24 protein-coding genes, 1 tRNA gene, 1 pseudogene and 1 other annotated feature are annotated in these 20,226 nt (G+C 36.1%); of the genes and pseudogenes, 8 read left to right on the top strand and 18 right to left on the bottom strand.

Translation table 11 applies throughout. From position 1 onward, the window contains the following. Positions 1–9: 9 nt before the first annotated feature. The 5 genes and pseudogenes from ACQV2S_RS05580 to ACQV2S_RS05560 form a co-directional block, all read right to left on the bottom strand. Positions 10–1,269, bottom strand: a complete 1,260-nt coding sequence (locus ACQV2S_RS05580; RefSeq protein WP_428873134.1) for a UDP-N-acetylglucosamine 1-carboxyvinyltransferase — start codon at positions 1,267–1,269, stop codon at positions 10–12. Positions 1,270–1,301: 32 nt separating this feature from the next. Further along, positions 1,302–2,147 (bottom strand): hypothetical protein, encoded by an 846-nt coding sequence (locus ACQV2S_RS05575; RefSeq protein ID WP_428873133.1) that lies wholly within the window; start codon positions 2,145–2,147, stop codon positions 1,302–1,304. Positions 2,148–2,706: 559 nt separating this feature from the next. Beyond that, positions 2,707–2,970: pseudogene (rpoE, locus tag ACQV2S_RS05570) on the bottom strand (DNA-directed RNA polymerase subunit delta); the annotation flags it as partial. A gap of 38 nt (positions 2,971–3,008) precedes the next feature. Then, entirely contained in the window at positions 3,009–3,431 is a 423-nt protein-coding gene (locus ACQV2S_RS05565) for a DUF1934 domain-containing protein (protein ID WP_428876060.1), read from the bottom strand. Positions 3,432–3,462: 31 nt separating this feature from the next. Further along, positions 3,463–3,535, bottom strand: a tRNA-Arg gene (locus tag ACQV2S_RS05560). A gap of 116 nt (positions 3,536–3,651) precedes the next feature. Between ACQV2S_RS05560 and ACQV2S_RS05555 the strand changes: the two genes are divergently transcribed. From ACQV2S_RS05555 to ACQV2S_RS05545, 3 genes are read left to right on the top strand one after another with little or no spacing between them, the layout of a single operon-like run. Next, positions 3,652–4,512, top strand: coding sequence for a lipoate--protein ligase family protein (locus ACQV2S_RS05555; RefSeq protein WP_428885142.1), 861 nt, complete (start codon positions 3,652–3,654; stop codon positions 4,510–4,512). A 23-nt stretch (positions 4,513–4,535) separates the two neighbouring features. Further along, positions 4,536–5,939: an HD domain-containing protein gene (locus ACQV2S_RS05550; RefSeq protein ID WP_428873130.1), complete on the top strand. Its 1,404-nt coding sequence runs from the start codon at positions 4,536–4,538 to the stop codon at positions 5,937–5,939. Positions 5,940–5,950: 11 nt separating this feature from the next. After that, a complete protein-coding gene (locus tag ACQV2S_RS05545; protein ID WP_428881972.1) occupies positions 5,951–6,355 on the top strand; it encodes a bis(5'-nucleosyl)-tetraphosphatase in 405 nt (134 codons plus the stop codon). 70 nt (positions 6,356–6,425) lie between these two features. Here ACQV2S_RS05545 and ACQV2S_RS05540 read toward each other — a convergent pair whose 3' ends face one another. From ACQV2S_RS05540 to ACQV2S_RS05520, 5 genes are all read right to left on the bottom strand, one after another. Beyond that, entirely contained in the window at positions 6,426–7,163 is a 738-nt protein-coding gene (locus ACQV2S_RS05540; RefSeq protein WP_428885141.1) for a DUF3021 family protein, read from the bottom strand. A 125-nt stretch (positions 7,164–7,288) separates the two neighbouring features. Further along, positions 7,289–8,116, bottom strand: a complete 828-nt coding sequence (locus ACQV2S_RS05535; protein ID WP_428873127.1) for a MetQ/NlpA family ABC transporter substrate-binding protein — start codon at positions 8,114–8,116, stop codon at positions 7,289–7,291. Between the two features lie 15 nt (positions 8,117–8,131). Continuing rightward, complete coding sequence (locus tag ACQV2S_RS05530; protein ID WP_428873164.1) at positions 8,132–8,848, bottom strand: methionine ABC transporter permease; 717 nt, start codon at positions 8,846–8,848, stop codon at positions 8,132–8,134. Between the two features lie 20 nt (positions 8,849–8,868). After that, positions 8,869–9,924 carry a methionine ABC transporter ATP-binding protein gene (locus ACQV2S_RS05525; RefSeq protein WP_428873126.1) on the bottom strand — a complete coding sequence of 352 codons (1,056 nt, stop codon included), beginning with the start codon at positions 9,922–9,924 and terminating at the stop codon, positions 8,869–8,871. A 41-nt stretch (positions 9,925–9,965) separates the two neighbouring features. Continuing rightward, positions 9,966–10,224, bottom strand: a binding site (T-box leader). Positions 10,225–10,400: 176 nt separating this feature from the next. Next, the gene (locus tag ACQV2S_RS05520; protein ID WP_428873125.1) at positions 10,401–11,168 is read right to left on the bottom strand and encodes an NADPH-dependent oxidoreductase; all 768 of its coding nucleotides are present in this window, start codon (positions 11,166–11,168) and stop codon (positions 10,401–10,403) included. 80 nt (positions 11,169–11,248) lie between these two features. Between ACQV2S_RS05520 and ACQV2S_RS05515 the strand changes: the two genes are divergently transcribed. From ACQV2S_RS05515 to ACQV2S_RS05495, 5 genes are all read left to right on the top strand, one after another. Then, the gene (locus ACQV2S_RS05515; protein ID WP_428885139.1) at positions 11,249–11,710 is read left to right on the top strand and encodes an NAD(P)/FAD-dependent oxidoreductase; all 462 of its coding nucleotides are present in this window, start codon (positions 11,249–11,251) and stop codon (positions 11,708–11,710) included. Positions 11,711–11,721: 11 nt separating this feature from the next. Continuing rightward, the gene (locus ACQV2S_RS05510) at positions 11,722–12,375 is read left to right on the top strand and encodes an NAD(P)/FAD-dependent oxidoreductase (protein WP_428885137.1); all 654 of its coding nucleotides are present in this window, start codon (positions 11,722–11,724) and stop codon (positions 12,373–12,375) included. 86 nt (positions 12,376–12,461) lie between these two features. Beyond that, a complete protein-coding gene (mscL, locus tag ACQV2S_RS05505) occupies positions 12,462–12,836 on the top strand; it encodes a large conductance mechanosensitive channel protein MscL (protein ID WP_428873123.1) in 375 nt (124 codons plus the stop codon). Between the two features lie 128 nt (positions 12,837–12,964). Then, positions 12,965–14,068 (top strand): ABC transporter ATP-binding protein, encoded by a 1,104-nt coding sequence (locus ACQV2S_RS05500; protein ID WP_428881968.1) that lies wholly within the window; start codon positions 12,965–12,967, stop codon positions 14,066–14,068. Positions 14,069–14,113: 45 nt separating this feature from the next. Then, positions 14,114–14,794 carry a PucR family transcriptional regulator gene (locus ACQV2S_RS05495; RefSeq protein WP_428876052.1) on the top strand — a complete coding sequence of 227 codons (681 nt, stop codon included), beginning with the start codon at positions 14,114–14,116 and terminating at the stop codon, positions 14,792–14,794. 70 nt (positions 14,795–14,864) lie between these two features. Here ACQV2S_RS05495 and ACQV2S_RS05490 read toward each other — a convergent pair whose 3' ends face one another. The 8 genes from ACQV2S_RS05490 to ACQV2S_RS05455 all read right to left on the bottom strand — a co-directional run bounded on the left by ACQV2S_RS05490 (position 14,865) and on the right by ACQV2S_RS05455 (position 20,216). After that, positions 14,865–15,419 (bottom strand): DNA-3-methyladenine glycosylase I, encoded by a 555-nt coding sequence (locus tag ACQV2S_RS05490; RefSeq protein WP_428885135.1) that lies wholly within the window; start codon positions 15,417–15,419, stop codon positions 14,865–14,867. A gap of 9 nt (positions 15,420–15,428) precedes the next feature. Beyond that, the gene (locus ACQV2S_RS05485; RefSeq protein ID WP_428885133.1) at positions 15,429–16,280 is read right to left on the bottom strand and encodes a YdcF family protein; all 852 of its coding nucleotides are present in this window, start codon (positions 16,278–16,280) and stop codon (positions 15,429–15,431) included. Positions 16,281–16,453: 173 nt separating this feature from the next. After that, positions 16,454–17,341 carry a 16S rRNA (cytidine(1402)-2'-O)-methyltransferase gene (rsmI, locus tag ACQV2S_RS05480; protein ID WP_428875231.1) on the bottom strand — a complete coding sequence of 296 codons (888 nt, stop codon included), beginning with the start codon at positions 17,339–17,341 and terminating at the stop codon, positions 16,454–16,456. Beyond that, a complete protein-coding gene (locus tag ACQV2S_RS05475; RefSeq protein WP_428873117.1) occupies positions 17,338–17,712 on the bottom strand; it encodes a GIY-YIG nuclease family protein in 375 nt (124 codons plus the stop codon). Before ACQV2S_RS05475 ends, rsmI begins: the two co-directional genes overlap by 4 nt. Continuing rightward, on the bottom strand, positions 17,699–18,487 hold the full coding sequence (locus ACQV2S_RS05470; protein WP_428873116.1) for a tRNA1(Val) (adenine(37)-N6)-methyltransferase: 789 nt from the start codon (positions 18,485–18,487) through the stop codon (positions 17,699–17,701). Before ACQV2S_RS05470 ends, ACQV2S_RS05475 begins: the two co-directional genes overlap by 14 nt. Continuing rightward, on the bottom strand, positions 18,488–18,859 hold the full coding sequence (locus ACQV2S_RS05465; protein ID WP_428873115.1) for an initiation control protein YabA: 372 nt from the start codon (positions 18,857–18,859) through the stop codon (positions 18,488–18,490). It abuts the gene before it with no gap. Positions 18,860–18,878: 19 nt separating this feature from the next. Then, entirely contained in the window at positions 18,879–19,859 is a 981-nt protein-coding gene (locus tag ACQV2S_RS05460) for a DNA polymerase III subunit delta' (protein WP_428885132.1), read from the bottom strand. Positions 19,860–19,886: 27 nt separating this feature from the next. Further along, positions 19,887–20,216, bottom strand: coding sequence for a cyclic-di-AMP receptor (locus tag ACQV2S_RS05455; protein WP_428873113.1), 330 nt, complete (start codon positions 20,214–20,216; stop codon positions 19,887–19,889). Positions 20,217–20,226: the final 10 nt, after the last annotated feature.

Below are 20,226 nucleotides of genomic sequence, written 5' to 3'. Positions count from 1 at the left end.
ACTTCCTTTCTATTCATCCTCAACCATTTGGATATCAGCTCCGACTTCTTGCAGTTTTTCAACAATATTTGAATAACCTCTTAAGATATTATCAACACCTGTAATCTCTGTTTGACCCTCTGCCATTAAACCAGCAATAACTAAACAGGCTCCTGCTCTTAAGTCACTGGCACGAACTGGAGCACCAGTCAATTTAGCCGGGCCCTCCACACGAATAATATCGCCATCCACCTTAATATTAGCTCCCATACGATTTAATTCAGGAATATGCTTAACTCTTTGAGGGTATATGGTATCCGTAATCGTTCCCTTTCCATTTGCTTTAATTAATACAGAAGTTAATGGCTGCTGTAGATCCGTTGCAAATCCTGGATAAGGTTGGGTTTTTAATGAAACCATTTTTAAATCATCCGAGCGATGAACGAGAATACTATCTTCTCCAATTTCCATCTTAGCACCCATCTCATTTAGTTTGGCGATAAAACTTTCAATATGCTCAAAAATTACATTATTAATTTTAATTTCATTTCCCATTGCTACTGCAACTGAAATATAGGTTCCTGCCTCAATTCGATCGGGAATAATTGTATGAGTGGTTCCTTTTAGACGGTCGACACCTTCGATTCGTATAACTGAAGTTCCAGCTCCACGAATTTTTGCCCCCATTTTATTTAATAGAGTCACTAAATCAATAATTTCTGGTTCACGTGCGGCATTCTCAATAATCGTCTTCCCCTCAGCTCTAACTGAGGCTAAAATAGTGTTGATAGTTGCTCCAACTGAAACCACGTCCATATAGATTCGGTTTCCATTAAGCCCTTCGGGAGTTGAGAGGGTAATTACCCCGTATTCATCCTCAACCACCGCACCCAAAGCTCGGAAGGCTTTTACGTGCTGATCAATGGGACGAGGTCCTAAAAAACAACCTCCGGGTAACCCTATTACGCCCTCCCCAAATTTTGATAAGGTTGCTCCCATAAAGTAATAAGAAGCTCGCAAACTCTGAATTTTACCTGTTGGCATAGGGATTGACTGCATATGAGAAGGGTCAATTTTTAATATATTATTTTCAAAAGAAGTCTTGACGTGGAACTCATCCAAAATTTCAAGTAGAGAGTGGACATCTTGAATATCTGGCACTCCTTCTAAGATAACCTCCGAATCGGCTAAAATGGCTGCTGGAATTAAGGCAACGGTAGAATTTTTTGCTCCATTAATATTAATTTCACCATTTAGTGCTTTGCCTCCACGGATGATCAATTTTTTCATAGATAATGACTCCTTTTTATCAAGATTAGTCGTTATTTCGACATTTTCGTATAATTTTTTTCTAATTCTTTTTCAATAGCGGCTTGAATACTAGCTAAGCCTTGCCACTGCTGAGGATCTCTTAACCCTGCAGCATTTATCATATTAATAATTTGCTGATGAACTTCCTTAGCTTCAATTTTTAGACGATGTTTTAACCAAGCATCATCTACATAGATTAATTCATGGGCCACAATATTTCTCGCGTATTTTTCAATATGTCGCATTTGAACAGCTAACTTTAAAATTTTCGGGTCTTTTACATAGTCTTCTACTAACTTTAATAAGTGACTAGAAGAAACATAGTGCGAATAATTAAAATGTTTCCCATAGTAGCGTTCCCAAGTTCTATTAATTTTGCCATTTTTATCAGCTTCGATTAAAGACTGGTTCCACTGTAAACCGCGATAAATAGGGATCCCTTCATCAGTTTCTTTCATTACCTCAACCAAATAACGTTCAAGATCGGGGAATACCGTGTTTTCTAAAGTTAGCCTTAATACATCTACCAATAAAGGTGTAATTGCTCTTAAATAATCATCATATTCTTTAATTTCCAATTTAATGGCTAAGCCTTGAATATAAGAATAGACACGACGCTCTAAAAGACTAGGCTTTGTAAGATAGTCCATTTCAACTTGCCCAGATAATTCTTCGATCGTTTTCAAATCTGTATGAATATAAGCATGACCTAATTGCAAAAGTTTAGATAATTCTTGACTTTCCCAAGAAGGATTGTCTTCTAAAAATTTGAGCATTGTTTGATAATGCTGATGATAAAGTAACTGTTTCAGCAAAGCAAATTGAGTCTGATTATTGTGAATACTATTATGTGACAATGAATCCACATCCTAATTTCTTATAATATAGGCGTATTTTATCATATTGAAGCTTAAATTTCGAACGAAGCAGCAAATTGTCATCAAATCGTGATAGCATTAAAATAGATTTTTTAACTTAGCTAACTACAATTATCTTATCTGGAATAAAAAGGAGACCCATTCAAATGAACCGGTCTCTCTAACTTTTTTATTTTTAGTCTTCTTCTAATTCTTCTAAATCATCGTCCTCTTCGTCAAAATCTTCATCTTCATCGAGGTCGATTTCTTCGTCACCTAATTCAGATAAATCCGTTGCATACTCATTCAGCTCTTCATCTTCATCTGGCTCATCTTCCTCAACGTCAGCAACTAGGATTTCGATTGGTTCATCTTCTTCGTCCTCTTCGTCTTCTTCATCTTCGTCTTCATCATAAACATACCCATCATCGCTATCTTCAGGGTCATCATCATTGTAATCAATCATATCTTCTTCATTGTCAGCGAAAGCATTCACTTTTCCTGACTTCTTCTTACGGCGTTTTGAAGCTTCTTCTTCAGAAGAAGTAATGATTTCCTCATCAATTTCATCCACTGCGTACCATGATCTTAATCCCCAACGGTTGTCACCTACTGAGATAAAACGCCCATCAATATTTAAATCTGTATAAAAGCGAATCATTTTGGCTTCAATAAACTCATCTGAAACTTTTAGATAGCTTTGTATATCTAAAAGCAGTTGAGTAAAATCAATAGCCTCACCATTTTCTTCTAAAATAGCATATGCCACTTCAATTAACGATAATTCTTCCTTTATTTGGCCTTCAAATTTCTTTAATTCCATTTTTATCCTCCTTAAAATTCTCACTAGGAATTGCTAATTTATGATGTAAATTTCAATTGATAGAAATATTCACCTAGTGATTGATCGTTCGTATGCATTTGATAGTGAATTTGTATCATTTGACCGTCAGCTGTCTTACTATAGTCAATTCTATGCGTTTTGATTTCTAATAATAAGATACCTTGATCACTTTCATATAGAGTGGTGGTTGCGTGATTTATATTAAAAACTAAAGTCTGCTTTCCTTGATCTACCTTCACTTTGTTAATCTTTTGTTTTGAATCATCCAGTTGCCATTTTACTTCAATTTTTCTTTCTAATTGATCATGATAAATTAGTTTTTGATAGGTAGAAAGAATATAAGTATGACCTTGACAGGAGTGCTCCCATCGGTCTGAATGTTTCGTTTGTGCATAATTTATTTTTTGCTCGACATAAACATCGACTGCTTGTTTTTCCATCTTTCTCCTCTCATCCTTATGTCGTCTCTGATACACCAGGACGGACTCGAACCATCATCTTTCGCTTAGGAGGCGAGTGCTCTATCCAGCTGAGCTACTGGTGCTTAATTGATTAATAAGTAGTTTTACTTTAAAGCTTTCATGTTATTATAAAACAAAATTTGCTATAATCAAAGTGTTAATAGCCTTTACAATTTAACAATTTGAGGAGTATTCGTCAATGACTGATTCAAATCTATTATCTATTCTATCACAACATAAATGGTTAGTTTTTCAAGAACAAGAAAACCCACTGAAAGATCAAAGAGATGTAGCCTTAGCTTATCAAGATAGTTTTCTTAGATATCTCCTACAAAAAAATGACCTTCAAAAAAAAGATAAAGCTTATGGTATTTTTCATTTTTATCCTATTTTTAAACCGAGTGTCTTCTTAGGAGCTAAAGATAAACTTTTAAAAAACTTACCCAAGGGTGTTAGCTATTTAAAAGAAGCAGGCTATCAAGTATCTGTAAGACCACATGGTGGATTGGGAGTGGTTGAAGATGCAGGCATCCTAAATTTTGCAATTGTAACAGACAATCGTTCAATCAACTTATCAATTGACCAAGCTTTTAGCTTTTCCATTGCAGTAATTCAAGCGACTTTAAATCATTACGGTTTAGCAGTAGAGGCTTATGAAATTGCTGATTCTTACTGTCCAGGTAAATATGATGTGGTCATTAACCAAAAAAAGGTAGGTGGAATTGCACAGCGTCGCTATAAAGATGCTGTTACTACTGCTGCTTATATTGGTGTCAATGGTAACCAATTTGCTCGTGGCCAACTAATGAAGCAATTTTACTCACTTAGTCAATCCGATCAACGCTTTCCTACTATTGAACCTCGTTCTATGTCAACGCTATCTGAAATTCTTGGCCAAGATCTTTCCTTGTCTGATTATCAAAAACATTTTATAAACTACCTCTCTCAAAAAACAGCGATTGATCAAGGAAATTATAAAGACCCTGAATTAATTTCTATCTATCAACCGCTATTTGAAAAAGCCTATCAACGTAGTCAAAAAATTCAACCACTAACATAGAAAAGTCTAAAGGAGTGAAATAGGTGTCTGAATTCCAAAATATTATTGCCAATCAAAAACTTGAACGTGAAAAAGTTTTCCGTGATCCTGTTCATGATTATATTCATATTCGTGACCGTATCATCATTGATTTAATTGACACCAGAGAGTTTCAACGCTTGCGCCGCATCAAACAATTAGGAACTTCTTCTTATACTTTTCACGGTGCAGAACACTCTCGTTTTAACCATTCGCTAGGTGTTTACGAAATTACCCGTCGCATTATCAGCCAATTTGACCGTAATTATCGCTCTAAAACGGATGGTGATGGGTTATGGAATAATGATGAACGAATGGTTGCTATTTGCGCAGCCCTTTTACATGATATTGGACATGGTCCTTTCTCACATACTTTTGAAGCTATTTTTAATACTGACCATGAGGCCTTAACTCAATTAATTATCACTTCTAAGCAAACGGAAGTTAACCAAGTTTTAAGAAGATTAGGTGATGACTTCCCTGAAAAGGTAGCGTCCGTCATCAATAAAACCTATCCTAATCAACAAGTTGTTCAATTAATCTCCAGTCAAATTGATGCCGACCGTATGGATTATTTAAGAAGAGATGCCTTTTATGCAGGGGTATCCTATGGTGAATTTGACTTAACTCGCATTTCGCGTGTCATCCGACCGTTTGATAAAAGAATCGTTTTTGATTTTTCTGGTATGCATGCGGTAGAAGATTATATTATGAGTCGCTATCAAATGTATATGCAAGTTTATTTCCACCCAGTTTCTAGAGGAATGGAACAAGTCCTCAAGGGACTTTTAGCTCGTGCTAAAGATTGTTATCTTGAACGTGACAACTGTCAAAAAATTGAGGCTCCTATCCACTTACTCGAACCTTTTTTAAAAAACAATTGGACCCTTGATGATTATCTCAAGTTAGATGATCATATAATGAACGCTTATTTTATCCAATGGGCAGATGAAAAAGATCCCATTCTTGCTGATTTGGCCTACCGTTTTATTAATCGTAAGCCTTTTAAATCAGTCATTACAAATGACAATGAAAGAGAAGAGCTACGTACTGCCATCTTCAATGAATTAAGTAAAGTCGGATTTGACCCTAACTATTATATTAATGAAGATTCCAGCTTTGACCTTCCTTACGATTATTATCGACCTTATCACTCAAGTCAAAAAGTACAAATTGACTTAGTCACTAAAACCAATCAAGTTGTCGAACTTTCTCAAGTTTCAAGTTTAGTTCATTCCTTAACAGGTCAAGTCAGAGGAGACCATCGTATTTTCTTTCCTAGAGAGTTTATTGCTGATTTATACAATTTGCCTCAAGAAAGTCTCACTGATAGTCAAAAGAAAATTTTAGATGCTTATACCAATGAACGCCACGATGTTACCCACAATATTCAAGAACGCTTATTCTAGAAAGGAAATCTATGAAAAAAGAAAAATCATGTGGAGCAGTTATCTACTATAAAGATAATCAAGACTTTCTTTTTCTCCTCATCCAACATGAAAATGGTGGCCACTGGGCATTTCCTAAAGGACATATTGAAAAAGGTGAAACGGAAGAAGAAACAGCCCTTCGAGAAATTAAAGAGGAAACAGGTCTCGAAGTTGAATTGAATAATCAATTCAGAGAGACTACTCACTTTTCTCCTAAAAAAGATGTTATGAAAGAAGTCGTCTATTTTATAGCAAAGACAAACTCAAATAAAGTCACTCGTCAATTAGAAGAAGTGAGTCAATTCATATGGCTTCCTTACCAAGAAGCTCTAGATAAAATTACTTATTCGAATGATAAAGACTTATTAGTCAAAGCTCAGAACTTTCTTCATTAAGAAAACCCATTAACCTATGAAGCGGTGAGATAAACACTGCTCATAGTTAATGGGTTAATCTTTTTTCATTTTAAATCTTTTCTTGGTCTTCTGACTTATTGAGAGTTTCATGGCTTTCGTCTGACTTTACCTCTTCTTCCAGAACGAGATCCCCTTCTAGATCTGTGTTAACAGCAACAACTTCTTCTGCTTCATCAGAAGGCTCAACTACTTCATAAGTTTCAACTTCCTCAAATTGGTTGGGCTCTGTTACCTCAAAATCCATTGGCTCGGCAACTTCAACTTCCTTTGTTTGTCTTGGGTCAATGTCTTTTGCTTCCTCTTTTACAAAGTCGGCTTTATGAGTGTCTTTTTCTTTTGATACCGACTCTTGATGAAGGACTTCACCTGTCCTAGGATCAAAATCCGACCTCGGAGCCACTTTATCAGTGACCTCAGGCTCAATAGTAGCTTGCGGTTTTTGACGCTTGTTCATTAGATAGTGATAGCCAAAATAAACAAACAAACATAAAACAGATAAGATAAGTATTCCTGCAAGAACCTTATCCCAATCGACTTGCATCCAACCATTGAATAAAGCAACAGCAATTATCACTAAGGCTGAAGCCCCAATATGACTCGCTAACTTTTGACCAAAAGTTAGTGATTTTGTGTAATAGATTAGGAACAATAGACCTAAAATAATTCCTAAAATTACAATGGATAAGAAAGTATAAATTTGAGGTCCTCCCAAACTGGTTAATAATCCATAAGTTAGTAAAGTAACTAATAAACCATATTGCACAAATGATCCGGCACGCTTGAACATTGAAATTCCTCCTCTATGTCTGTACTGATGGTTCAATTATACCATATTTGAGACAATAAGCCGTCTAAACGAATTGTATTTTTATACAGTCGAAAAACAATGCTCAACATGTCGTATCACTATTATTACCAAGCAGGTTGATCCGAACCCTTTGAAACTTCTTCTATTTTTTTAGCTGTTTGTTCACTTTGATAAAGTTCTACAATTTTTAAAAATAGTGGGTTTTTACTATCTTCCTTACGACTAGCAATAATATTTTTATATGAATCTGGTAGCTTTTCAATATCCGCCGCATCGTTAAAAATAACGAGATCTTCTTCGAGTTCTGCATCATTGGCAAAATTATTATTAATAACCGCAGCTGCTACATCGGGTAAAGCCGACACTAATTGTGCAGCATCTAATTCTTCAAACTTTAAATTCAATTCATTTTTGGTGATATCACTTACTTCAGCTAACACACCCGCTTCATCATCCACTTCAATCACGCCTGCTTGTTCAAGAGCTAGTAAAGCACGCCCCCCATTTGTCGCATCATTTGGAATAGCAATCTTATCTCCTTCTTTTAATTGATCGAGAGAATCAATTTTTTCAGAGTAAACTTTCAAAGGTGCAACATATGTATAACCTATCGATACTAAATCTCCGTCATTAGCTTGGTTCCAATCATTTAAAAACTCAACATGCTGGAAGGCATTTAAATCAATCGATCCATCAGACAAAGATATATTTGGCTGAACATAGTCATTGAATAGAACCAGTTTGATTTTTATTCCTTCCTCCTCTTCTGCGATATCAGCAACACTTTGCCAAACATCTTCTTCATATTCTGAAGCGACACCCACTGAAACACTCTGACCTGAAAAATCTTCTTTATCTTCAGCGAAGACATTATTGAGAGTAACCCCCCCTAATAAAGAACCCACTAATAATACTTTTAAAAATTTTTTCATCATAATTCTCCTTTTCTAATACTTTCTTTTATGTTTTTCTGCCTTTCGAATCAACCAATTAAATAGCAATTGACTGATCAAAACAATTAATAAAATCAATAAGGTTGCTACTATGACAACGTCAAAACGACTTCTTTGATAGCCTCTAGCGATCGCAACGGTTCCTAAGCCACCTCCAGCTACTACACCCGCCATAGCTGTCAAGCCAATAACATTAATAACAGTCGAAGCAGATACTCTTAATAAAGATCCTAAGCCCTCTCGAATATAGACACGCCATATGATGTCCCACGGTGAAGACCCCATGGCCTGAGCCGCTTCAACAATCCCTTCATCTACCTCTAACAAAGCAATCTCCACCTGCCTAGCAAAGAAGGGAATCGTTCCTACAATGATAGGAATGGCAGCCGCCGTCGGGCCAATGGAAGTATTTACAAGCATACGTGTAAAAGGGACTAATAAAGCCAAAAGAATAATAAAAGGAATGGATCTAAAAATATTAATAAAACTGTCTAAGACTTGATAAATCCATTGGTTTTTTAAAATACCTTTTGGTCCTGTTACAACAATAACTACGCCAAGCATTAAACCTAATAAACCTGCAAAAAGGATGGTCAGTATCAGCATATATAAGGTTTCGATAGTTGCAACAATAAATTCGTCGAGAATGGGCCAAGCATTGGGTAACCATTTTTCTAAAAAAGATGATAAATTGGGGAATTGGTCATTAATAAAGGAATATACATTTACTTCTAATTCATCCACTTAACACCCTCCCTATCGGTTAAAATCTCGACATTTACTTTATGTTTTTCCAGAAAGACTAAAGCTCGTTCCCAATCTTGCGACTTTGATTCAACCGTGACAACAAGATTACCTACAAATGATCCTCTTAAAGCTTCAATATTACCATATAAAATATTACAATGTACCTGATAGTCTCTGGCTAACTGTGCAATAAAGGGCTCCGTCACCTCTTGACCGACAAAGGATAAGCGAGCGATGAAATAATCTTCTGAAGAGTTAGCTCCTCGCATTTCTTTAAGCACTAATTCATAGTCCCAATCAAAGTGGGTAGCCATATTTATAAACTCTTGCGTCAATGGGTTTTGAGGTTGGGTAAACATTTCGACAATGCCATTCTCTTCAATCACTTGCCCTTCAGCCATTACAGCCACTCGATGACAGAGGTTTTTAACAACATTCATATCGTGAGTAATCATTATAATCGATAAGCCCAATTCTTGATTTAACTGCCTTAGCAAATCAAGAATAGAATGTGTGGTTTTAGGATCCAAAGCAGAGGTTGCCTCGTCACACAATAAAATTGAAGGGTCTGTAGCTAAGGCTCTAGCAATCGCTACTCTTTGCTTCTGCCCACCTGATAACTGTTCAGGATAGGCTTGAGCTTTATCTAATATGCCAACCATTTCTAACAAAGCAGACACTTTCGCTTCTTTTTCAGCAGTAGATAATTTTAAATCTTTAAGTGGGAAAGCAACATTCTCTGCCACCGTTCTTGAATTCATCAAATTAAAGTGCTGAAAGATCATCCCTATCTTCTTGCGAGATTTTCTCAATTCAGACGCTGACAGTTGCATCAAATCAACTCCATTTATTATCACTTGCCCGCTAGAAGGTCTTTGTAAAAGATTGATTGTTCGAACTAAAGTGGATTTGCCGGCACCAGAATAACCCACAATGCCAAAGATTTCCCCCGCTTGTATCTGTAAGCTTACACCTGAAACCGCTTGGATTTTTTTATTTTCTTTTTCAAAAGTGACAGATACATTTTTTAATTCAATCAAGTATTCACTCCTTTCAATAAAACACAAAAAACTCTCCTCCAATAAAGGACGAGAGTTAATACTTCGTGGTACCACCTTAATTTGTAACCTCATCACTAAGGTTACCTCTGCCAGTACGCAAGTGAGTATCACTTGTTATACTGAGGCTTACTAACGGTTGCAGCCGTTTATCCTTATTGCTATGCATTCAGGATAACCACTCCATGGCCATTTTCAATCGCTTCCTACTGCTTGATTTCACCCTACTCAAGCTCTCTTTAAAATAGTCTGACGATCTACTTTCCACATCTACGTGTTTCATTCGATTTGTTAGAAGTATTCTAATCAAAAAAAACAATCCTGTCAACCATTAATCTACAAAAAATTTTTATTGAAGGATAACTACCTTAGCAATAAGCATATAGCTAGTTATATTTAAGGAATCGCTAGATTAAATCCCTCACTCTTTTCTCATCAAAAATATTATTTTCTAATTTTTAATAATCCATTCCATCTTCTAGCATTACATTAAAGCCTTGTTTACTAACAACTTGCATTAACTGGGCTCTTTTCTTTTCGCCAATAGCAATTTTATTTTTAACTTGATTAGTAAAGCTATCCACTCTTTGGTTGCTATTTCTAGTGTCATAGTATTGTGTCATTTCCTTGTCATAGTCTGCCAACATTTGAAGATAATCTGGATTTGCGCGATAATAATTTTCAGATAATTTAAATTCGATTGGCATTCGTGGTTTCAATGGGGGTTGATCGTCCGGATAGCCATACCCAACCCCTACTAAAGGAAAAGTCAAGTCAGGTAGTTTTAATAGTTCAATGACTCTAGCTGAATCGTTTAAAATCGATCCAAAATAAACCGTTCCTAATCCTAAAGATTCAGCAGCGATCACTAAGCTTTGAGCTTGAATATAAACATCAGCCACTCCCTGAAAGAAATAATCCATTGAGCGATATTTTTCTCCTTGATAGCCTTTAGCCTTAGCTATTTCAGCATTGCGATGCCAATCCACAAGAAAAATCAATAGTTCAGGCACCTCGGCAAGATAGGCTTGTTTTGCAACCTTGGCTAATTCTTCGCGTAAAATACGATCAGTAATACGGACAACTGAAACGGCCTGCAACCCATTTGAAGTCGGACTGGCATTCATAGTTTCCATTAGTTGCTGACGAGTTTCCACTGCAACTGGGCGATCTTTATAAAAGCGAATACTACGGTGATTTTGAATCTGTCTGAGTGTTTCTTCCATAAAAAGGTCTCCTTTTAATTTGATGTCTCTAATTTAGCATTTACTGATTTTAATTTCTATTAATGAAAGGTAGGATATTTTTGAAAAAACATTTTCCTTTTATCATTGTTGGCGGTGGTATTGTTGGATCGACAGCTGCCTATTATCTGACTCGTTCTGGCTATCCAGTAATTCTTCTCGATAAAGAAGTTGGTCAAGCCAGCCAGGCGGCGGCTGGAATTATTTGTCCTTGGTTTTCCAAAAGAAGAAATAAAAAATGGTATCACCTTGTCGTTCATGGTGCAGAATTCTACCGTCAATTTATTCAAGATTTAACTGAAGACGGATTTGATGCTTCCAGTCTTTTTAAGGAAACTGGGACTTTGATTCTACGTAAAAATGAAAAAGACTTACACAGAGATCTTGAAAACGCAGATTCAAAAAGAGAGCAATCTCCTTCTATCGGAAAAGTTTCAACACTAACACAAGAAGCAATTCATGATTTGTTTCCTCTTATTGATAGCCCTTGGCCTGGCTCTTTAATTAAAGGGGTGGCCGAGTAGATGGACAGGCATTGGTTGCTTTATTACATAAAGCGATTCTAACAAAAGGGGGGAAAATAGTTAAAAAAGAAGTTCAGTTGCTTAAAGAAGGAAAGAGCTTTTTGATTCAGTCTGATCAAGACTCATTTACTGCAGATCAGGTCCTTTTGGCAGCAGGACCCGCTGTCAAAGAACTTCTAAGCTCCTTGCGGTTTGATTGTAACTTACGCCCTCAAAAAGGCCAGCTATTTTCTATCTACCACCCACAATGGGTCGATAACAACTGGCCTGTTATTATGTCACCGGGTGGCATTGATATCCTTCCCTTTGATAATGGTGAGATAGTAATTGGCGCAAGTCATGAAGATGACCAAGCAAAAGACTTAACCATTAATCCCATGGTTATCAAAGAGCTAAAAACAAAGGCTGAGCAAATTTTTCCGGATGTTTTTAACTATCCTCTTTATCGAGTAAAAGTAGGTACTCGAGCCTTCACTGACAATGGCGATATCTTAATCGGATCCATCCCTGATTTATCCAATCTATGGACAATTTCTGGCTTAGGGTCTTCCGGCTTAACAAGTGGACCCTATCTAGCTTATCAATGGGTCCATAAAATCATCAATAATTATTGGGATCTTCCCGAAGAAATTATTTCCAGTCACCAACTTGTTCATAAAATATAGCAAATGAAAAATTTCGACATTGATTTATTTCGAATTCATGGTACTCTATAAGTATTAAATGAATTGTTACGGAGGAATTAATTTTTATGTGGAAAGAATTTAAAGGTTTTATTGCAAATAAAAATGTTGTTACTATGGCAACTGGGATTATTTTAGGGTCAGCTTTTACAGCAATTGTTACTTCTTTAGTCGATAATATTTTTATGCCACTCATTATAGCCATTACAGGTCAAGCAGATGTTTCAGGTCTTGTTCTGACAGTTGGTAAGACTGAAATTGTTTATGGAGCATTTATCCAAGCAATTATTAATTTTCTTTTAATTGGTAGCTTCTTATTTATCACACTTAAAGCTTTAGAAAAAGCACAAAACAAAAAAATTATTTCTCCAGAAGAAGAGCCAGCAAGCCCTTCAGAAGTCGAACTATTACAAGATATACTCTCAGAATTAAAAAGTAAATAATTAATTAGTTTTAATACCCAGACAAGCCCAGCTTTTCTGGGATTTCCCTTTTCTTGTGCACATTGCCTATCGTATAATCCACAAATTTCAGTTAAGCTAGAATTATTATGTAAGAAAGAAGGATTAAAATGGTTGAAATAAACTTAAAGTCGATTAATAAAAGATATGAAGGCGCAAAAACCAATTCAGTAACTGATTTTAATTTAGATGTAGCTGATCAAGAGTTCATCGTCTTTGTTGGACCTTCCGGCTGTGGAAAATCAACCACCTTAAGAATGATTGCTGGTTTAGAAGAAATAACAGCAGGCGAACTGATTATAGATGGTAAATTGATGAACGACGTAGCACCTAAGGATCGAAACATCGCTATGGTCTTTCAAAATTATGCCCTTTACCCGCACATGACTGTCTACGACAACATGGCTTTTGGTTTAAAGCTGCGTAAGTATGATAAAAGTGAAATTACCCGACGTGTCAATCATGCCGCTGACTTACTCGGCTTAACTGAATTTTTAAACCGCAAACCAGCCGCTCTGTCCGGTGGTCAAAGACAAAGAGTCGCTTTAGGTCGAGCGATTGTTCGTGATGCCAAAGTCTTTTTAATGGATGAGCCTTTATCAAATCTTGACGCTAAATTGCGCGTACAAATGCGGGCAGAAATTGCCAAACTGCATCAGCAATTAAAAACAACTACTATCTATGTAACCCATGACCAAACTGAAGCTATGACAATGGCCAGTCGAATCGTTATTATGAAAGACGGCTATATTCAACAAATAGGTAGCCCTCAGGAAGTTTATAATAAACCCAATAATGTTTTTGTGGCAAGCTTTATCGGCTCACCAGCTATGAACTTCTTTACTGTTACTATTGAAAGTAATACCTTAACCAATAATCAAGGTATTAACTTGCCATTAAGCCCTCATCACAAAAAGTTGTTATCAGATAAGGGTTATTTAGGAAAAGAAATTATTCTTGGCATTCGTCCGGAAGATATTCACGCGGAAACAAGCATTGTTGCGAAATCTAAAGACTCGCTTGTTAATGCTAAGATTTCTGTCGCAGAGTTGCTGGGGTCCGAATCCATGCTGTATCTAACGATTGGATCAGATGAGTTCATTGCTAGAGTAAACGCACAAGAAGTATATACTCCAGGAGAATCCATTGAATTAGCCTTCGATATGGAAAAAATTCATTTCTTCGATAAAGAAAGCGAAAAAGTTATTCGCTAAATTAAGTATAATCTTTAAACCGTTTATTTACGAGGAGGTCTTACAATGAAAGCAAAAGGAGTCATTCAAATTCCTCACTCTCTTCTTGATTTAGAGGGCTCTCATAAAGAAGGTTATTGTCTGTTTCATATCTTTTTTGAGCATTTGCAAACAGACTTTGATCAATCCTTGTGGTTATCTACTCTCAGATCAAGCAGTCAAAACATTATTGATTATATAAAACGAAATTCACATCACTTTGTTTATGTCATCCACAATTCTTTTTGGGCTAACCAAGGATCCCAAATGATGGAAGGAATTCTAAAAATGCTTAATGATGACTTTGGACAATCAGCGCTTGTCATCATAGGGTCTCCTTATACTGGTATAGAAAGTGTTGAAGATCAAATTTCTTTTGACGTGGCTCAGATAGAAAGTCATCAGAGGTTACTTAAGAAAAACACCATTAATCGCATGAGCCATTTGCTTTTACAACAAGTTGGTAAGAACTTACAAGAAAGTCATCTCGCCCAATTTGCTAACTATGGTCAAACGATTTCAGATGATCAAGATCGTGCGTTGATACGCCAACTCTTTCTAAATGGGGGGAATATTAGTAAAACCGCCCAGGATTTGTACTTACATCGCAACACGCTTAATTATCGAATTGACCGTTTAAATAAGTCAAGCGGCTTGAATTTACGCTTAATATCAGACTTGACTCTCTTATATTTACTGATTTGCTAATTTGAATAACCGATTATTTTAAATACATTACACATGAAAAGCCCAGTTACTGGAAGTAATTGGGCTTTTACTATTTTAAACGAAAGGAACAATCGGCATCATGATCATTAATAACACCAATAGCTTGTAAGTAGGAATATATAGTTACTGAACCTACAAATTTAAGACCATAATTTTTTAGGGAACGAGCGACTTCATCACTTAACTTTGAAGCTGTCTTAGGTTCTTTCTGACTTTTTGGTCTTAATACTAGCTGTCTGTTGGTGAAATGCCAGATATAATTATCAAAACTACCAAAATCTTGCTGAATTTTGATAAAAGCTTGAGCGTTGGTTATTGTAGCTTCTATCTTACCGCGATGACGAATAATCTTTTCGTTTTTTAATAAAGCCTCAACTTTATCTTCTTGATAATTGGCTATCTTTCGGTAGTCAAACTGATCAAAAGCTTGTTCAAAAGCTTGTTCTTTAGATAAAATTAGTTGCCACGACAAGCCGATATGAAACGTTTCTAACACCAACCATTTAAACAAAAGTAAATCATCATGTTCTGGTTTTCCCCATATTTTATCATGATACTGAATATAATAATCAGGCTTATTCGCTACCCATTGGCATCTTTGCATTTTTACCTCCTACTGGAATATCATAAGCACTTGACGAATACCATAAATTAATAATCCAATCATAAAAAAATAATTTAATTCTTTAGTTAATACAAAAAAAGCAAGGTATTCTCTTAAAATAGCAAAAAAACCATGACCAAATTGGGTTCTTACCCCGACGACTCTTAAATCAAAACCGAAGCGCCAAGCATAAAGATAAGTCCTTAAAAGGTGAAAGTAACTTGTTACAATGAGCGTCTTCCCACGTTCAGGAAAACAATCATTTAAAAGCTCTTGAATATTAATGAGATTTTCTCTAGTCGTTCGAGCCTGATCTTCAATAGTAATGAAGTGATGGTCAATACCATTAGCAATTAAAAATTTCGCCATTTTTTCAGCTTCTGAAGCAATATTTTCGTGACTATTTCCCCCACTGACAATTAAATGCAGCTTTTGACCTTTTGCTCTACTTTGTTTAAAAATTTTTAATGCCCTTTTTAATCGATAAATTAAAGTCTTGTCCATCTCACCGTTCGCTGTTAATTGGGCGCCAAGAACTAATAAAATATCATTAGATCGCATTTTAAACTTAAATAGTAACAAGAGAAGGTTAAGAACAATAAAAAGAAAAAAATTAATAATTAAGTACATAGCCACTAAGGTATAAATAGCTAAGAACCGAGTCATATAATAGTTTCTTTGTATAACAACCCATGCTGTAAAAATAACAATCCCAACAAAAGTAAAAGAGATCGTCAAATTAAAAAAAATACGCATGCCTGATAGCGAACGGTCATCTTCTATTCGACTTAACATTAAATAGGCTAACAACAAAAGAAAAAAGGGAATAATGATAGCAATTCCTGAACTTGAAAAATACAATAAATAGCGCATAAGTGATAATAGATACCATCTTGATTCATTAAGTATCGCAAAAAAAACTATCAGGAGTGAAAAATAAAGCAAAGCAATTAATGAGACTTTGCGCCATTTAAAAACGTAGACCAAAACGGATGAGACAAATAAAATGAAAGACAGAAAATACAACAAACCGCTCAGTCCTTTCTGTCGAGATCCAATTCATGATAAGCCGCATAAATTTCTTGTTTTTTGACATTTTGTGCTTGGGCAACCTGTTTAATGGCTGCTTTGGCTGAAAGTTTCTCTTTATCCATTAAAGATTGAACCTGGTCTTTATAGCTTAAGTCTGGATTGAGCAGCGTTTGCCTTTGATCTAATTGACCCATAGACTGCAACAAAAGGACACATTCACCTTTTAAAGAATGCTCCTCAAAATGATTGATTAGTTCTTGGCTTGTGCCTCTAAGATATTCCTCAAACTTTTTACTGATTTCACGAGCTACAACCACTTTTGTATCCGTTCCTAACAGCTGATTAATTTGCTGAATGGATTGCTTTAATCGATAGGGCGACTCGTAAAAAATAGCCGTTTCTTTTCGCCTTCCGATATCTGTTAGTAACTCAACTTGCTCATTTTTACTTCTTGGAAAAAAGCCATAATAAGTAAAGGTGTTTGCAGGTAAACCTGAAGCAACCAAAGAAGTAATGGCGGCACTCGCTCCTGGAAGGCTTATTACGGCTAATGAATTAGCCAGTAGGGATTGTACTAGAGGATGGCCAGGATCGTTGATTAGTGGCATACCAGCATCTGAGACTAGGGCAACCGTATGTCCCTCTCCAATATAGGCCGTCCACTTATCTACTTCCGATTGATTCGAGTGGTCGTGGAAAGAAAACATTCTTGTTTTAATATCATAATGCTTCAACAAAATTCCTGTTTTTCGCGTATCTTCAGCCAAGATTAGATCGACTTCTTGAAGAATTCTAACCGCTCGAAAAGTCATATCTTCTAAATTACCTATTGGAGTAGGAACCAAGTAGAGACAAGAGCTTTCTGTTTGATAACTCTTTTGAATATTCAAAATGCACTCACTTCCTTTAAGCTTAAATCTCTTTGTAAATGACAAATCAAATGCTGACTGTAATCTTTAATAATATAAACACCCTTATCAAAATTAGCCATACCGTTTTTAGCCAAGTAATATTCTTTTTTGGGACGATTTAACTGTTTGAAATGGTACTCCGCAGACATCGCTAAAGACTTATTCGGCCACTTTTCAACATAGATTAGTTTTAAAGGCTGCCGCTTTTTAACGCGAGTATACTTCGCTCCTTTGCCCTTATTATGAGCTTCTAACCTTTGCCTAAGATTGGTTGTAAATCCTCCATAAAGTGTTTTGTCATGACAGTATAAAACATAAAAATAGAACCCTTCATCATTAATGATTTCCATAGTAGATCTCCTGCATCATAGGGGTATAGGATCCATCTTCTTGATGTACGATAATTGCAGGTTCAACTCGAACGCCTTGTCTTCCTCCCCTGGCAATGGCCTCTACCAAGACACTATTGGCATTTTCAGCTTGTTTTGGATGGACAAAGCAAAGGCGTTTGATAGCAAAGTGATGATTTAATAAACTCATCATTAGATCGTCTAATCTATTTGGGCGATAAACAATAAATAGCCTGCCTTTTTGCTTAAGTAATTGGCTCGCTTTGCTCACCCATTCATCTAAAGTTAAGTGAATTTCATGACGAGCAATAGCATGATAAGGATTAGAATGTAATTTAGCTGCCTCATTGAGCGAAAAATAAGGAGGATTACAGCTGATAACATCTAATCGCTGATTATTTGCTTTTAATTGCCTTAAATCCCCCTGGATGATTTCAATTTGTTCTTCTAAACCGTTTAATCGAACCGATCGTTTTGCCATATCCGCAATATCTGCTTGCAACTCAATAGCTTGAATTTTAGCATCTGTCCGATGCGATAAAAGTAGAGGAATGATGCCACCGCCTGTACAAAAATCCATTATCCTTGAGGAAGAGGACCGCTGATTGAATGTGATAAAATTCGCCAGCAAAACGGCATCCACAGAAAAAGGAAAGTAATTTGGATTTTGTATTACATAACGGTTTTCTCGAATCAGAAAATCAAGTCGTTCTTCATCTTTCACCAATCGTATTTGTTCATCAGTCAGTTTTGGCATAAACAGTTCTTTTGTCATCTATTGCTCTCCTAAAGAGTCAATAATGTCTTGACAAAAGATACATTCTTCATTGGTTTCACGCTTACTACCAAAATAATGATGACAAATATGAATACCATCATTATAGAAGGCTTGAAGACGAGCTTGCCCACTTTGACGATGCTCAAGCGTTTGCTCTGATTTATCAATAACTTGATTTTTTTGATTTTCCTCATCTTTTAATGGCTTAATTTCTATTTGCTCAACTGCTTGGTACTGCTGCATCCTTAACCGATTGTTTTCATTAGTTAACCGTGTCACTTCTTCCGACAAGGTGTTAACCGTTTCGAACAATTGATTCAGCTCTTGGTTAACTTGCATAAGAAGTTCTTCAATTTTTATTTCAGACATGCTAACACCTCTCTTCATATTACTTCCATTCACACATTTTAATCGCTAAGCGCTCATAGGCTAACTGTGGTGTGACATTAAACAAAAGGAGTTTTTTACTATCCATTAAGAGCTCATTCATTCTATGATAGCTTGTTTGACTCATTTGATGATCGATTCTCTCTTTAATTCTATTTACCCTCTTTTGTAAACTTCCTAAGTGGTTTTCTTTAGATGGATAGTGACTCAATAACAATTGGGCATTCAACCAATTTAAATAATCGAGACCATCTTGGCCTTGATTATAATTAAGATAGGGTTTTAAATATTGCTGGATAGCGACAAAAGCATAAGGGTTTTCTTGTATCAATAACTGATAAAAATATTCTATGGCTTTTAGCCAAGCTTCGAAAGACTCCGCCTCATAGTCATCCATTAAATTCTCCAAGCGATTGGCTGATAGCTTTAACATTACTCTTGCATGCTGATCACGAATACCTGCTTGCACCATCTGATCAATTTGAGAGTGTTCTTTATCATCTTCCAAGATCACTTCCTGAACTCTCGATTGAATAGTCGGTAGTAATTGTTCAGCCTGACGACTAAATAAAAAGATATAAACATTAGGACTTGGTTCTTCCAAAAAAAGTAAAAGAGCATTGGCTGCTGCTGGGCCCATTAAATCTGCCTGCTCAATCGTAGCAATTTTAAAATCAGCCTCAATCGGACTCGTTCCTAACCATTCTTTTAGCCCTCGGATCTGATCCACTTTGATGCTACGCCCATCGGGTTCAATAGTCATATAATCTGCAAACTGACCCCTAGTAATTCTCTGACAGTCCATGCAATTTAAACAAGCCCTTCCTTCTGCATCAAAATGCTTACAAACAAGGGCTTGAGTAATTGTATCCACTAATTCTTTTTTTGCTGGGTTTAATTCGCCAGTAAATAAATAAGCGTGAGCGAGTCGCTTATGTTGTATCAATAGATTAAAATGCTTTTTGGCAGCTTCTAACCGCATAGACTCCCTCTTTCAAATGCTTGTCTCTTAGAAATGGAAGAAACTTTCAATAGGTAGAACAAAAACAGTCGCTCCACCAACTTCAACTTTTAATGGGTAAGTATTTGAAACTTCCAAATTCATATCTAGATGGATAGGTGTTGAAATATATTGCTCACGAGACTGACATGAAGCTTTAATAACTTCAAGCACTTCCTCAATTCGCTCATCTTCTACTCCTAATAAGAATGTTGTATTACCTGAACGAAGAAAACCTCCAGTTGAAGATAATTTTGTCGCACGAATATCATTTTCTAATAAAGCCTTCCCCAAAACTTGTTGGTCTTGATCTTGCACGATCGCTACTAGTAATTTCATATTATCCCTC

Origin of the sequence: Facklamia sp. P13064 (assembly GCF_050409425.1) — a bacterium.
In the GTDB taxonomy this organism is placed as follows: Bacteria; Bacillota; Bacilli; order Lactobacillales; family Aerococcaceae; genus Facklamia.
This window is presented reverse-complemented; position numbering and strand designations above follow the sequence as displayed.

What these genes read in the sequence shown, in the direction of transcription:
- ACQV2S_RS05580 (WP_428873134.1), bottom strand. Translation starts at nt 1,269, where the DNA reads ATGAAAAAATTGATCATCCGTGGAGGCAAAGCACTAAATGGTGAAATT.
- ACQV2S_RS05565 (WP_428876060.1), bottom strand. Translation starts at nt 3,431, where the DNA reads ATGGAAAAACAAGCAGTCGATGTTTATGTCGAGCAAAAAATAAATTAT.
- ACQV2S_RS05555 (WP_428885142.1), top strand. Translation starts at nt 3,652, where the DNA reads ATGACTGATTCAAATCTATTATCTATTCTATCACAACATAAATGGTTA.
- ACQV2S_RS05545 (WP_428881972.1), top strand. Translation starts at nt 5,951, where the DNA reads ATGAAAAAAGAAAAATCATGTGGAGCAGTTATCTACTATAAAGATAAT.
- ACQV2S_RS05540 (WP_428885141.1), bottom strand. Translation starts at nt 7,163, where the DNA reads ATGTTCAAGCGTGCCGGATCATTTGTGCAATATGGTTTATTAGTTACT.
- ACQV2S_RS05535 (WP_428873127.1), bottom strand. Translation starts at nt 8,116, where the DNA reads ATGAAAAAATTTTTAAAAGTATTATTAGTGGGTTCTTTATTAGGGGGG.
- ACQV2S_RS05520 (WP_428873125.1), bottom strand. Translation starts at nt 11,168, where the DNA reads ATGGAAGAAACACTCAGACAGATTCAAAATCACCGTAGTATTCGCTTT.
- mscL (WP_428873123.1), top strand. Translation starts at nt 12,462, where the DNA reads ATGTGGAAAGAATTTAAAGGTTTTATTGCAAATAAAAATGTTGTTACT.
- ACQV2S_RS05500 (WP_428881968.1), top strand. Translation starts at nt 12,965, where the DNA reads ATGGTTGAAATAAACTTAAAGTCGATTAATAAAAGATATGAAGGCGCA.
- ACQV2S_RS05495 (WP_428876052.1), top strand. Translation starts at nt 14,114, where the DNA reads ATGAAAGCAAAAGGAGTCATTCAAATTCCTCACTCTCTTCTTGATTTA.
- ACQV2S_RS05490 (WP_428885135.1), bottom strand. Translation starts at nt 15,419, where the DNA reads ATGCAAAGATGCCAATGGGTAGCGAATAAGCCTGATTATTATATTCAG.
- ACQV2S_RS05475 (WP_428873117.1), bottom strand. Translation starts at nt 17,712, where the DNA reads ATGGAAATCATTAATGATGAAGGGTTCTATTTTTATGTTTTATACTGT.
- ACQV2S_RS05470 (WP_428873116.1), bottom strand. Translation starts at nt 18,487, where the DNA reads ATGACAAAAGAACTGTTTATGCCAAAACTGACTGATGAACAAATACGA.
- ACQV2S_RS05465 (WP_428873115.1), bottom strand. Translation starts at nt 18,859, where the DNA reads ATGTCTGAAATAAAAATTGAAGAACTTCTTATGCAAGTTAACCAAGAG.
- ACQV2S_RS05460 (WP_428885132.1), bottom strand. Translation starts at nt 19,859, where the DNA reads ATGCGGTTAGAAGCTGCCAAAAAGCATTTTAATCTATTGATACAACAT.
- ACQV2S_RS05455 (WP_428873113.1), bottom strand. Translation starts at nt 20,216, where the DNA reads ATGAAATTACTAGTAGCGATCGTGCAAGATCAAGACCAACAAGTTTTG.